Source organism: Micromonospora sp. DT233 (assembly GCF_049841815.1).
Taxonomy (GTDB): domain Bacteria; phylum Actinomycetota; class Actinomycetes; order Mycobacteriales; family Micromonosporaceae; genus Micromonospora.
Window position 1 is genome coordinate 374348 of record NZ_JBNCLB010000002.1, and the last position, 12234, is coordinate 386581.

At 75.0% G+C, this 12234-nt stretch carries 13 protein-coding genes; 6 read left to right on the forward strand and 7 right to left on the reverse strand.

Annotated elements, in window-relative coordinates:
- Nucleotides 1–28: 28 nt before the first annotated feature.
- Nucleotides 29–1009, reverse strand: coding sequence for a DMT family transporter (locus ACLQ2V_RS05875; protein ID WP_425717328.1), 981 nt, complete (start codon nucleotides 1007–1009; stop codon nucleotides 29–31).
- Between the two features lie 97 nt (nucleotides 1010–1106).
- Between ACLQ2V_RS05875 and ACLQ2V_RS05880 the strand changes: the two genes are divergently transcribed.
- Complete coding sequence (locus ACLQ2V_RS05880) at nucleotides 1107–1862, forward strand: HAD family hydrolase (RefSeq protein ID WP_425717329.1); 756 nt, start codon at nucleotides 1107–1109, stop codon at nucleotides 1860–1862.
- On the opposite strand, the gene ACLQ2V_RS05885 is transcribed toward ACLQ2V_RS05880, so the two are convergent.
- Nucleotides 1819–2352: a hypothetical protein gene (locus ACLQ2V_RS05885; RefSeq protein ID WP_425717330.1), complete on the reverse strand. Its 534-nt coding sequence runs from the start codon at nucleotides 2350–2352 to the stop codon at nucleotides 1819–1821. The genes ACLQ2V_RS05880 and ACLQ2V_RS05885 overlap by 44 nt on opposite strands.
- A gap of 59 nt (nucleotides 2353–2411) precedes the next feature.
- Nucleotides 2412–3281, reverse strand: coding sequence for a PhzF family phenazine biosynthesis protein (locus ACLQ2V_RS05890; protein ID WP_425717331.1), 870 nt, complete (start codon nucleotides 3279–3281; stop codon nucleotides 2412–2414).
- Between the two features lie 33 nt (nucleotides 3282–3314).
- Here ACLQ2V_RS05890 and ACLQ2V_RS05895 point away from each other — a divergent pair, with 33 nt between their 5' ends.
- The 3 genes from ACLQ2V_RS05895 to ACLQ2V_RS05905 all read left to right on the forward strand — a co-directional run bounded on the left by ACLQ2V_RS05895 (nucleotide 3315) and on the right by ACLQ2V_RS05905 (nucleotide 6570).
- Entirely contained in the window at nucleotides 3315–4613 is a 1299-nt protein-coding gene (locus tag ACLQ2V_RS05895) for a magnesium transporter MgtE N-terminal domain-containing protein (RefSeq protein WP_425717332.1), read from the forward strand.
- Complete coding sequence (locus tag ACLQ2V_RS05900) at nucleotides 4606–5337, forward strand: DUF1003 domain-containing protein (protein ID WP_425717333.1); 732 nt, start codon at nucleotides 4606–4608, stop codon at nucleotides 5335–5337. The genes ACLQ2V_RS05895 and ACLQ2V_RS05900 overlap by 8 nt, the downstream gene beginning before the upstream one ends.
- 84 nt (nucleotides 5338–5421) lie before the next feature.
- Nucleotides 5422–6570, forward strand: coding sequence for an Mrp/NBP35 family ATP-binding protein (locus tag ACLQ2V_RS05905; protein WP_425717334.1), 1149 nt, complete (start codon nucleotides 5422–5424; stop codon nucleotides 6568–6570).
- A gap of 88 nt (nucleotides 6571–6658) precedes the next feature.
- On the opposite strand, the gene ACLQ2V_RS05910 is transcribed toward ACLQ2V_RS05905, so the two are convergent.
- Both ACLQ2V_RS05910 and ACLQ2V_RS05915 read right to left on the reverse strand, forming a co-directional pair.
- Entirely contained in the window at nucleotides 6659–7063 is a 405-nt protein-coding gene (locus ACLQ2V_RS05910) for a preprotein translocase subunit TatB (protein WP_425717335.1), read from the reverse strand.
- A gap of 73 nt (nucleotides 7064–7136) precedes the next feature.
- The gene (locus tag ACLQ2V_RS05915; RefSeq protein ID WP_425717336.1) at nucleotides 7137–8474 is read right to left on the reverse strand and encodes a S1C family serine protease; all 1338 of its coding nucleotides are present in this window, start codon (nucleotides 8472–8474) and stop codon (nucleotides 7137–7139) included.
- A 296-nt stretch (nucleotides 8475–8770) separates the two neighbouring features.
- Here ACLQ2V_RS05915 and ACLQ2V_RS05920 point away from each other — a divergent pair, with 296 nt between their 5' ends.
- Nucleotides 8771–9379 (forward strand): O-methyltransferase, encoded by a 609-nt coding sequence (locus tag ACLQ2V_RS05920; protein ID WP_425717337.1) that lies wholly within the window; start codon nucleotides 8771–8773, stop codon nucleotides 9377–9379.
- A gap of 54 nt (nucleotides 9380–9433) precedes the next feature.
- On the opposite strand, the gene ACLQ2V_RS05925 is transcribed toward ACLQ2V_RS05920, so the two are convergent.
- Together ACLQ2V_RS05925 and ACLQ2V_RS05930 are read right to left on the reverse strand one after the other, a co-directional pair.
- Nucleotides 9434–10915: a leucyl aminopeptidase family protein gene (locus tag ACLQ2V_RS05925; RefSeq protein WP_425717338.1), complete on the reverse strand. Its 1482-nt coding sequence runs from the start codon at nucleotides 10913–10915 to the stop codon at nucleotides 9434–9436.
- A gap of 141 nt (nucleotides 10916–11056) precedes the next feature.
- Nucleotides 11057–11224, reverse strand: a complete 168-nt coding sequence (locus ACLQ2V_RS05930) for a DUF3117 domain-containing protein (protein ID WP_007455245.1) — start codon at nucleotides 11222–11224, stop codon at nucleotides 11057–11059.
- Between the two features lie 189 nt (nucleotides 11225–11413).
- On the opposite strand from ACLQ2V_RS05930, the gene ACLQ2V_RS05935 reads away from it, so the two are divergent.
- The gene (locus tag ACLQ2V_RS05935; RefSeq protein ID WP_425717339.1) at nucleotides 11414–12232 is read left to right on the forward strand and encodes a PaaX family transcriptional regulator C-terminal domain-containing protein; all 819 of its coding nucleotides are present in this window, start codon (nucleotides 11414–11416) and stop codon (nucleotides 12230–12232) included.
- Nucleotides 12233–12234 lie beyond the last annotated feature (2 nt).

The following is a 12234-nucleotide window of genomic DNA, read 5'->3' on the forward strand; positions in this document are numbered from 1 at the left end:
CGCCCACCCCCCTCCTTCCCTCGTACTCTCACCGAGAAAGCCGGCCCCGGCTGCGGAACGGGGAAGCCTTCGCCGGGGCGGGGACGGCGCGGCGGCCGGCGCGGACCCCGCCGAGCACCACCACGACGACGCCGACGAGCAGCAGCGCCAGGCCGGGCAGCGCGGCGAGCCGGGGTAGCTGGCCGAACCACGCCCAGGCGATCAGCGCCGCACCGGGGGCCTCCAGCAGGATCAGCACGCTGATCGTGGTCGCCGGGACGCGCCGCAGCACGTGGCTGAACAGCGAGTGGCCGAGCAGTTGCGCGCCGCCGACCAGGGCCAGGATCGCCAGCCAGGTCGTCGGGGCGTAGCCGCCCAGCGGCACCCCGCCGACCAGGCAGACGACCAGCAGGATCAGCGCGCAGACGCCGTAGCAGACGGTGGTGTAGGTGGTGGTGCTGACGCTGACCCGGGCCCGCTCCCCGAGGGCGGTGTAGACGGCGGCGAAGAGGCCGCCGGCCACCGCCAGCAGGTCGCCGGCGAATGCCCGGCCGGAGACGGCGAAGTCGGCGCCCGAGGCGAGCACCGCCCCGGCGACGGAGACCCCGATGCCCGCCCAGACGGCCGGCGGCAGGTTACGCCCCTGGCCCCGGGCGATCAGCCCCTGCCACACCGGCTGGGTGGCGACCAGCGCGGTGGCGGCGGCCACGCCGGTGAGCTTGACGCTCGGCATCCAGGTGGCGAAGTGGGCGGCCAGCGCCGCCCCGGAGAGCACGCAGTACCACCCCTCGCGCCGCCGGTCACCCACCACCAGCGCGCGGAGCTCGGCCCGCCGCCGGGCCAGCACGAACGGGCCGAGCGCAGCGACGGCCAGCAGGTTGCGCCAGAACGCCACCGCCAGCGCGGGCGCGACGGCGAAGGCGACCAGCGGCGCCGACGACGAGACCGCGACGACGGCCAGGGCGAGGGCACCGACGGTCGGCGGGTCGAGCGGCGGCCGGGGATGCGGGGGTACGGACACGGGAAGCAATATTCACACAGCAATTGCACCACCGAACGTCATCGCTCCGTTACGATCACCGCATTCCGCCGGCGACCCTCCCCCCTCGACGCCCGGAGGTGTTCCCATGCCCGCCTTCGCGGCGGTGCTCTTCGACTTCTTCGGCACGCTCACCCGGCCGGTGCAGCGCGGCCCCGCCCACCAGTCCACCGCCGACCTGATCGGCTGCCCCGTCGACGCCCTGGCCGACGTGCTCGACCGCAGCTACTACCAGCGGGCCAGCGGCCGGTTAGGCGACGCCGAGGCGACCCTGCGCTGGGTGTGCGACCAGGCCGGCGTACACCCGCCGGAGAGCGCGCTGCGCGCGGCCGTGACCTCCCGGCACCGGGCCGTGCGGTCGGACACCCGGCTGCGCGACGAGGCGGTGCCGGTGCTGACGGCGCTGAAGCGGCGCGGCGTGCGCACCGGCCTGGTCAGCGACTGCACCCACGAGCTGCCGGCGTTCCTGCCACAGCTCGCCGTGGCCCCGCTGCTCGACGTGCTGGTCTTCTCCGTGCAGGTTGGGCGCTGCAAGCCCGACCGGGCCCTCTACCTGGCCGCCTGCCGGCAGCTCGGGCTCCCCCCGGACGCCTGCCTCTACGTCGGCGACGGCGGCAGCCAGGAGCTCACGGGCGCGCAGCGGGCGGGCATGACGGCGGTCCGGCTGGCCGCCCCGGACCTCGCCGAGCACCTGGTCTTCAACGCCGAGCCGGACTGGACCGGGCCGGCGCTGCGCTCCCTGGACGGCGTGCTCGACCTGGTGCGCGCGGGCTGCGAGGCCGGGACGCCGGCCGGTGCGGTCAGCGGCGGCGGACCCGGTGCAGTCGGAACGGCCGGCGGGTGACCCGGACCGCCGGGGTCTGCCGGGGCTCCTCCGCCAGCGAGCCGTCGGGCAACCGGTCGCCGGCGGTCGACTCACCGGCGGGGGTGAGCCGGACCAGCGCGCACCCGTCCGTGGCCCAGCGTCGCACCAGGTCGGCCGTGGGGCCGGAGGCGTTGAGCCGCTTGCCGGCCACCGTGGGGGCCAGGGCCGCCCACTCCTCGCCGTCCGGGGCCAACCGGGTCACCCTCGCCGGCCAGGTGACGATCCGCCCGCCGTGGTCGCCGCGCAGCGTGACCTGCGCCTCGGCCGCCTCCGCGAGGCCGGGTGCGGCCTGCTCGCCGGGGCCGCTCACCACCAGCAGCGTCCCGTCCGCCGGCACGCACCACAGCGCCCGCGCGGGACCGCCCGCGACGGCCACCCAGGCGACGGCGGCCTTCTTCACCGCCTCGTCGACCAGGGGCGTGGCGACCCGCCCGTCCGCCTCGTCAGTCACCCCGGCATCCTCCCTCATCCCTGCCACCTGCGGCATCCCCATGCCCGCCTTCGACACCTCGCCCCCGCCGCCGGGCCTCAGCCGACGAACGGCGGCACCGCGATCTCGCCCCGGGCCACCGCCACCACGTGACCGGTCACCGTCGCGCCGATCGCGGTGCCGTCGATCGCGGTGACCGTGCAGGCCAGGAAGGACGGGCGGTCGATCTCGGCACCCTGCCGGACGGCGTACTCGGCGCGGCCGTCGCCCGGGAGCAGGCCGCTGGCGACCAGCCAGACGCCGAGCCCCAGGGCGGCCGAACCGGTCGCCGGGTCCTCCGGGACGCCGTGACCGGGCACGAAGACCCGGGCGTGCGCGGTTTGCGCGTCGGCGTCCCAGGAGAACACGCTGACGTGCTCGATCCCGTACCGCTCCGCCGCCGCCGCGTGCAACCGGGCGCGGGCCACCGCGTCCGGCCGCACCGGCAGGAACGGGAACTCCAGCCCGCAGCCGGCCACCCGGGGCGGCGGGCCGACGTGGTCGGCGGCGTCGAGGCCCACCATCTCCAGCAGTGGCTCCAGGTCCAACTCGGGGCCCAGGGTGGGTGCGCCGCCGGTCAGGGTGGCCCCCGAGGCGGTCACCTCGATCGGCAGCACGCCGGCACCGCACTCCTGGGTGACCTGCCCCACCCCGAACAGGCCGCGCCGGCTCGCCGTCACCGCCGCGCCGACGCTGGGGTGCCCGGCGAAGGGCAGCTCGTCGGTGGGGGTGAAGATCCGCGCCCGGTAGGTGACCCCGACCCGCGTGGGCGGCAGCACGAACACCGTCTCGGAGAGGTTGAACTCCAACGCCAACGACTGCATCTGCTCGGTGGCCAGTCCTTCGGCACCGAAGACCACCGCCAGCGGATTGCCGGCGAAGGGCCGATCGGTGAAGACGTCCACGATCTCGTAGGCCAAGGTCGACATGTTGATAAACAGTAGGCGCTTAGGCTGGTGTCCGTGAGCACGCCGAACCGGGTCTACATCGCCCGACTCGCCGGAGTCGCCGTCTTCGACCCGAACGGCGACCAGGTGGGTCGGGTGCGCGACGCCGTCGCCCGGATCCGGCCGACCCAACGCCCGCCCGAGGTGGTGGGGTTGGTCGCGGAGATGCCGATGCGCCGACGGATCTTCCTGTCCATCAACCGGATCACCACCATCGACCCCGACGCGGTGGTCCTCGGCAGCGGCACGCTCAACCTGCGCCGGTTCTCCAAGCGCCCCAACGAGCTGCTGGTGCTCCAGGAGCTGCTGGACCGGCGGGTGCAGTTGGAGCCGGGCGGCCAGCCGGGCGCGGTGGTCGACGTGGCGATGGAGCACAGCCGGGGCGGCGAGTGGTCGCTGACCCGGGTCGCCGTACGCGAGCACACCGGCCGGCTCACCCGGCGCGGCCACCTGCACCAGGTCGAGTGGGACCGGGTGCGCGGCCTCAGCGGCATCGGCGAGAACCGGGGCACGGCGAACCTGCTGGCCGTGCTGGAGGACATGCGCCCGGCCGACCTGGCCAACGCCCTGCAGGACCTGCCCGACGCGCGGCGCAACGAGCTGGCGGCGGCGCTGGACAACGAGCGGCTGGCCGACGTGCTCAGCGAGCTGCCCGAGCACGACCAGGTGGAGATCCTCGCCGCGCTGGACCGGGAGCGGGCCGCCGACGTGCTGGAGGAGATGGACCCGGACGACGCCGCCGACCTGCTCAACGAGCTGCCCCCGCCGGAGCAGGACGTGCTGCTCGACCTGATGGAGCCCGACGAGGCCGACCCGGTGCGCCAACTGCTGAAATACAGCTCCGGCACCGCCGGCAGCGTGATGACCTCGGAGCCGGTCATCCTGCCCCCGGACGCCACGGTCGCCGAGGCGCTGGCCCGCATCCGGGAGGACCATCTCTCCCCGGCGGTGGCCGCGCAGGTCTTCGTGACCCGCGCGCCGATGACCACCCCGACCGGCCGGTACCTGGGCATGGTGCACTTCCAGCGGCTGCTCCGCGAGCCCCCGGCCGACCTGCTCGGCGGGGTGGTGGTCAACGACATCGACCCGCTGCGCCCGACCACCCCGCTGCCGGAGATCATGCGCCGGATGGCCACCTACGACCTGGTCGGGATGCCCGTGGTGGACCGGACCAACCGGCTGGTCGGCGCGGTCACCGTGGACGACGTGCTGGACCACTCGCTGCCCCGGGACTGGCGGGACCGCGACGCCGAGGTCGCCGCCGAGGCCGCCGCGGCCGCCGCCGACGGGTCGCCGGGCCACGCCGATGAGTGAGCAGCGCCGCACCGAACGGCTCGACCAGCCGCGCGAGCCCCGGGGGGTGAAGCTGCCCCGGTTCGACGCGGAGGCGTTCGGCCGGTGGTCCGAGGGGATCGCGCGGGGCATGGGCACCGCCAACTTCATCGTCTACATGACGGTGCTGATCGCGGCCTGGTTCGTCTGGAACACCCTGGCCCCGGCGGACCTGCGCTTCGACCCGTACACCTTCACGTTCCTGACCCTGCTGCTGTCCTTGCAGGCCTCCTACGCGGCGCCGCTGATCCTGCTGGCGCAGAACCGGCAGACGGACCGGGACCGGGTGGCGCTGGAGGAGGACCGGCGTCGGGCCACGATGCAGAAGGCGGACACCGAGTATCTGGCCCGGGAGGTCGCCGCCCTGCGGATCGCGCTCGGCGAGGTGGCCACCCGGGACTTCCTCCGCTCGGAGCTGGCCCGGCTGGCCGAGGAGCTGGACGATGCCGCCCAGCGCCGGCAGCGGCTGGAACGCCGCCAGCAGGAGCGGCCGGCCCCGCGCGGAGCAGACGACACGCCCGGCGACGCGGCGGGCGGCGGCGGTGCTGGTGCGGGCGGCGGCGGGCGGCCTCCGGGCGGCGGGGAGGGCGGGGGCAGACCGCTCGACGAACCGCTCGACGAGTTGGACGGCGACTTCGCCCGGGGCCGCACCCCGGAGGGACCGGCCCCCGGTGGCGGCCGGTCGGAGCCGGGCCGGGAGCGCTGAGCAACCCGCCGGTCGGTCATCGATTCGCTCACACCGGGTCCGCCGTCGGTCGGCGCGTGATCGCTTCGACGTAGCATTGCGGGCATGTCAGCACCCGTCAGCACCGTCGCGGACGCCGTCCAGGCAGCCCTGGCCACCGTCGACGACCCGGAGATCCGCCGGCCCATCACCGACCTCGGCATGGTCCGCGCAGCCCTGGTCGGCGACGACGGCGTGGTCCGGGTCGAGCTGCTGCTCACCGTGGCCGGCTGTCCGCTGAAGGACAAGCTGCGCAGCGACATCACCGCCGCCGTCGGCGCGGTGCCCGGGGTGACCGGCGTCGAGATCGAGTTCGGGGTGATGAGCCCCGAGCAGCGCCAGGGCCTGCAGTCCAAGCTGCGCGGCGGTGGCGCCACCGAGGAGCCGGTGATCCCCTTCGCCCAGCCCGGCTCCCGTACCCGGGTCTACGCGGTCGCCAGCGGCAAGGGCGGCGTCGGCAAGTCCAGCGTCACGGTCAACCTGGCCGCCGCGCTGGCCGCCCGGGGCCTCTCCGTGGGCGTGGTGGACGCCGACATCTACGGCCACTCGGTGCCCCGGATGCTCGGCGCGGACGGCCGTCCCACCCGCGTCGAGGACATGATCATGCCGCCGCAGTCGCACGGCGTGAAGGTCATCTCGATCGGCATGTTCACCGCCGGCAACGCCGCCGTGGTCTGGCGCGGTCCGATGCTGCACCGGGCGTTGCAGCAGTTCCTCGCCGACGTCTACTGGGGCGAGCTGGACGTGCTCCTGCTCGACCTGCCGCCGGGCACCGGTGACGTGGCCATCTCGCTGGCCCAACTGCTCCCCAACGCCGAGATCCTGGTGGTGACCACCCCGCAGGCCGCGGCCGCCGAGGTGGCCGAGCGGGCCGGCGCGATCGCGTTGCAGACCCACCAGCGCATCGTCGGCGTGGTCGAGAACATGTCCTGGCTGGAGCTGCCCGACGGCACCCGGATGGAGATCTTCGGCTCCGGCGGCGGCGCGGCGGTCGCCGAGTCGCTGACCCGCACGATCGGCGCGCAGGTGCCACTGCTGGGGCAGATCCCGTTGGACACCCGGGTCCGGGAGGCCGGCGACGCCGGGAACCCGATCGTGCTGGCCGCGCCGGACTCCCCGGCCGCGCGGGCCCTGGGCGAGGTCGCCGACCGGCTGGCGGTGCGGCGCGAGTCGCTGCTCGGCAAGCCGCTCGGCCTCAAGCCCGCCGGCCGCTGAGGCCCGGCCACCCGCCGACCGCCGGCCGCCGGGCCACCGCTGAGGCCCGGCCGCCGGCCCACCCGCCCGTAGGCCGGTCGGCAGCGGGTCAGGTCGCGTCGTCGTAGCTGGCGGCGCGCGGGGCCGGCGCGGTGCCGCCGGAGGTCTTCGTCCGCAGGTCGGCAGCGGCGGCCACGTCCTTGAGCTCGTCGTGCACGCCCGTGACGTCGGCCCGCAGGTTGTCGTAGACGCCCTGGAGTGGCTTGCGGATCGCCTGCTCGTCTTCCTCGCTGAGCAGGTGCTTGCGGATGAACGCCTTCGGGTGCAGATCCTCGAGCTGGATGTCGGTGCCGAGCTCGCGGCTGAGGTCGCCGGTGGCGTTGCGGGCCATGGCGCGCAGGTTGCGGACCATCCGCAGCCCGTCGCTGATCACGTTGGGCAGCCGCTCACCGAAGATCAACAGCGCCAGGAGCAAGAGGGCAACGATCTCCCACCAGTTGAGGTTCTCGAACACTGCTGGGCCTCCTCGTCGGCGTCAGAGCAAGACTACGCACCTGCCACGCCCGACCGGGAGGGGCGCGGGGTGCTCACTTGGCGTCGGCGGCGAGGGTCACCGAGGCGTTCTGCCGATTCGACCCACGCCGGTACTCCACGGTCACCACCGCCCCCGGGGCGAACTTGCGGACCAGGGCGATCAGATCGGTCGGGTCGGTCATCGGGTGGCCGTCGAGCCGCAGGATGACGTCGCCCGCCTTCAGCCCCGCCTCGGCCGCCGGGCCCGACGGCTCCACCACCGCCAGCCGTACGCCGCCCGCCCCGGCGTTCGCCGGGCCGGCACCGCCGACCTGCGCCCCGATGACCGTACGGCGGGCCTTGCCGGTGCCGATGATCTCCTGGGTGACCCGTTTCGCCTGGTTGATCGGGATGGCGAAGGCGAGCCCGATGTTGCCGGCCTCCTGCCCGTCGGCGACCAGCGACTTGATCGTCGAGTTCACCCCGATCACCCGGCCGGCGGCGTCCACCAGCGGGCCACCGGAGTTGCCGTGGTTGACCGCGGCGTCGGTCTGGATCGCCGCGTAGTAGCGGGTGGGGCCGCCCGGCTCACCGGCCTGCATCGTCCGGTCCAGGGCACTGACGATGCCGGCGGTCACGGTGTTGGCCAGCGACAGCGGCGAGCCGACGGCCAGCACCGGGTCGCCGACCGCCAGGGCCTCGGAGTCGCCGAACTCCACCGGCCGCAGCCCCGAGCGGGACGTCTTGATCACCGCGATGTCGGACTCCGGGTCCCGGCCGACCACGGTGGCCGGGGCGCTGCTGCCGTCGTTGAAGAGCACCGTGGCCTTGCCGGTGCCACCGGCCACGACGTGGTCGTTGGTGACCACGTGGCCGGCTGCGCTGACGATGAAGCCGGAGCCCTCGCTCGTCCCGCCCAGCCCGGCCATCCGGACGGTCACCACGCTCGGCAGGACCCGCTCGGCGACCCCGGCCAGCGACTCCGGCTTGCGCTGGGCCAGCGCGGGCGGGTCGGCGGGGGCGGCGCCGAGCATCGTCGAGCCGGTGACACCGCCGCGCACCGCGAAGGTGTATCCGAGGGCCCCGCCCAGGGTGCCGGCCAGCAGCGCGGTGATCAGTGGAATCAGCAGCAGTTGGCGCAGCCGGGGCCGGCCGCCCGGCGCGTCCGGGTCGGTGACCTGCTCCGGTTCGACGTCCGGCCCCGGCACCGGGCCGGGCACGACCACCGCCGAGGGGGCCCGTGGGTCCCGCCACGGGTCGGCGAGCGCGTCGGACCACCACGGGGAGGCGGGCGGACCGCCCCGGGCGGCGTCGGACGCCGCCGCTGCTCCGGCCGGCGTCCCCCCGGACGTCGGCGGCCCCGCCGGCGTCGGAGCTCCCCCGGGCCGGCGCCAGTCCCAGCCGTCGGTCACGTAGGCCTCCCAGTCGTCACCGGCTCCCCCGTCCGGCGGACCGGCACGGCTGGCCGGTCCCGACGTCGCGGGACACCCCATCCAGGATTACACGAACGCCGCGAGTGCCGTCAGCGTTGCCGCCCGTGACAGCTCGGCGACACCTCCCCACCCTAGGGTCGACGAAGATCGTCCGGCACCGGACTCGCGGCTGCGTGCGTCCCTGCTCACCTCTAGGCTCATACCGCCCAGCCCGCCCCTGACGGAGGTGCCCCATCGCCACGGCCGCCAGTTCCGGCACTCCGACGAACCAGGCGTTGCAGTTCGCCGAGTCGTACGTCACCGAGGATCTCGTGCTGCGGACCGCCCGCAGCCTCGCCCACGAGGTGGGCCTCGACGCGGTCACCCCGGGCACCGGCGCGGCGCTGCGGCTGCTCGCCGCCGCCGGCAGCGCCCGCGCGGTCGTGGAGATCGGCACCGGCACCGGCGTCAGCGGGGTGTGGCTGCTGCGCGGCATGCGCCCCGACGGCGTCCTCACCACCATCGACCTGGAGGTGGAGCACCAGCGCATCGCCCGCCGGATCTTCACCGAGGCGGGCTTCGCCGCCGGGCGTACCCGGATCATCACCGGCCGGGCGCTGGACGTGCTGCCCCGGCTCGCCGACGGCGCGTACGACCTGGTCTTCGTCGACACCGAGGCGACCAGCTTCAGCTCCTGCGTGGACGCGGCGCTGCGGCTGCTGCGCCCCGGCGGGGTGCTCGCCCTGCACGGCAGCCTCGCCGACGGCCGCATCGGCGACCCGGCCGCCCGGGACGTGGAGACGGTCACCAGTCGGGAGACCCTCAAGGCGATCCGGGAGTCGGAGCACTGGACGCCGGCGCTGTTGCCGGTCGGTCACGGCCTGCTCGCCGCCGTCAAGTGCTGAGCCTCTGAACCCTGCGGCGGCCCGGCCGCGCGACGGCCGCCGGGCCGACGGGCGTCAGTCGACGGTCGCCAGCCAGCGCAGCAGGCCTCGCACGCCCCAGCCGGTCGCGCCCCGGGTCAGCTCGCCGGCGTCCCCGTCCGCCCAGGACGGCGCGGACATGTCGACGTGCAGCCAGCGTTGCCGCAGGTCGCCGGTGAACTCGCGCAGGTAGAGCGCGGCCACCACCGACCCGGCCCCCTGGCTGGGGGCGCTGTACAGGTCGGCGACCTCGCTGCCCAGGTGCTCGACGTAGTCGGCCGGCAGCGGCATCCGCCAGGCGGCCTCGCCGGCCGCGTCGATCGCCGCCAGCAGGTCGGCGGCCAGCTCGTCGTTGTCCGAGTACAGGGCACCGGTGCGCTTGCCGAGCGCCACCGCGTTCGCACCGGTGAGGGTCGCCAGGTCGATCAGCAGGTCGGGCTTGAGCTCGGCGACGGCGTACGCCAGCGCGTCGGCCAGCACCAGCCGCCCCTCGGCGTCGGAGTTGGTGGTCTCGCTGGTCAGGCCGCCGTAGTGGGTGACGACGTCGCCGGGGCGGAACGCCGCGCCGCTGACCGCGTTCTCCGCCAGCGGCGCCAGGGTGGTGATCCGGACCGGCAGCCGCAGCGCCGCGGCGCCCAGGGTGGCGGCGACCACGGCGGCGGCCCCGGCCATGTCCTTGCGCATCAGCTTCATCGCCGACACCGGCTTGATCGAGATGCCGCCCGTGTCGAAGGTGATCCCCTTGCCGACCAGCACCACATGGGTACGCGCGCCGGCCGGCCGCCAGTCCAGCTCCACCAGGCGGGGCCCGCTGGCCGAGCCGCCCCCGACGGCGAGGATGCCACCGAAGCCCTCGGCGGCCAGCTCGGCGGGCTCCCGCACCCGCAGGTGCAGGTCGGGTCGGTCGGCCACGGCCGCCTCGACCTGCTCGGCGAACCACTGCGGGGTCTTCACCGAAGACGGGGCGTTGGTGAGGTCCCGGGCCAGGTGGGTCATCCGCGCGGTGACCTCGGCGCGGGTCAGCGCGTCGGCGTAGCGGGACGGGTCGGCCGCCACCACGTCGACGCCGGTCAGGGCGGGTGCCTCGCCGGCCTCGGTGAGCCGGTACCGGTAGGCGGCCAGCAGCAGCCCCTCGGCCAGGCCGCGCATCGCCTCGGCCGGCGCGTCGCCCGGCAGCACGATCGTGAGATGTGTCTCACTCGCCGCCGCGCGCGCCAACGCCGCCCCCGCCGACCGCCAGCCGGGCTCGTCGCCAGCGCCGATCCCGGCCAGCAGCAGCCGGGTGGGGGTGCCCGCCGGCCGCAGGTGGACGTGCACCTCGCCGGCCCGGCCGGTGGCCCGCGCCGGCCGGACCAGGGCGGCCGCCTCGGCCAGCACGCCGTCACCGAGGGCCGGCAGGTCGGCCGGCGGCGTGGCCGCGCCGTCGGCGCCTGCGGCCTCGCCCGCCGGGGCGGGGCGGATGGGCACGGCCAGGGCCTCGGGCCGCTCGGCCCCGCTGACCAGACGGATGGCAAGCACGCTGCAACGACCTCCAGGACGATCGGAGCACGGGCCGACGCCCGCACCGAAGGTGAAGACCCTGAGCCACCGGCTCCGCCGGTGACTCAGGGTCGGGTGGATCGTCCGCCCGGCAACCGCCGGGCGAACCGTTCGTTCGCCTCAGCCGGCGGCCGCCTTCAGTGCGTCACCGAGCGCGTTGGCCTCGTCGGGAGTCATCTCGACGACGAGCCGGCCACCGCCCTCCAGCGGGACCCGCATGACGATGCCCCGGCCCTCCTTGGTGACTTCCAGCGGACCGTCGCCGGTCCGCGGCTTCATCGCCGCCATGTTGTCTCCCCTCAGACCTGCACCAGGGTCGGTGGGTTGCCCCACAGCCTCTTCGCCAACACCCACCGCGCCTGCGCGGCGGTACCGACCAACGATTTTCCCTGATGAACACCGTCGGACCCAAACCGAAGAGGTATTGATGTAACAGCGCCTAGCATATCCCGAGAAGGCCTGTCACAATGTGCGGTCATGCAGGCACGGTCGGCACTCTTCGACCTCTACGGCGACCACCTCCGCCCCCGGGGTGGCCGCGCACCGGTCGCCGCCCTGGTCAAGCTGCTGGCACCGCTGGGGATAGCACCCCCGGCGGTCCGCACGGCCGTCAGCCGGATGGTCCGCCAGGGCTGGCTCGACCCGCTGCGCCTGGCCTCCGGGCCGGGATATTCGATCACGCCGAAAGCGGCCCGCCGACTCGACGAGGCGGCGGCCCGGATCTACCGGACCGGCCGGGTCGGTTGGGACGGACGGTTCGATCTGATCGTCCTGTCGGCCCCTTCCTCGCGCCGGGAGCGGCAGCGGCTCGCCGCGACGCTGAGCTTCCTCGGCTACGGCACCCTCGACGAACAGACCTGGGTGGCCACCCGGCCCGGCGAGGACGTCGACCTGCTGCTGGACGAGGCGGGCGTGCGGTACGAACGGTTCACCGCAGCGCACGCCGCCGGCACCCCGGGCGCGATGGGGCTGGTCCGGCGGGCCTGGGACCTCACCGAGATCGGCCGGGCCTACGAGCGCTTCGTCGCCGTGCAGCGCCCACTGCTGGCCAAGGTGACCACCCGCAGCGACGACGAGGAGGCGTACGCCTCCCGGTTCCGGCTCGTGCACGCGTGGCGTACGTTCCTGTTCCGGGACCCGCAACTGCCCCCGGCGCTGCTGCCCGAGCGCTGGCCGGGCACCGCCGCGGCGAGCTTCTTCGACCGGCACGCCGCCCGGCTGCGCCCGGCCGCCGACCGGTACGTCGAGCTCTGCCTCGACGCCACCCACCGCACCGCCCGACAGAAGGGTCGTTAGAT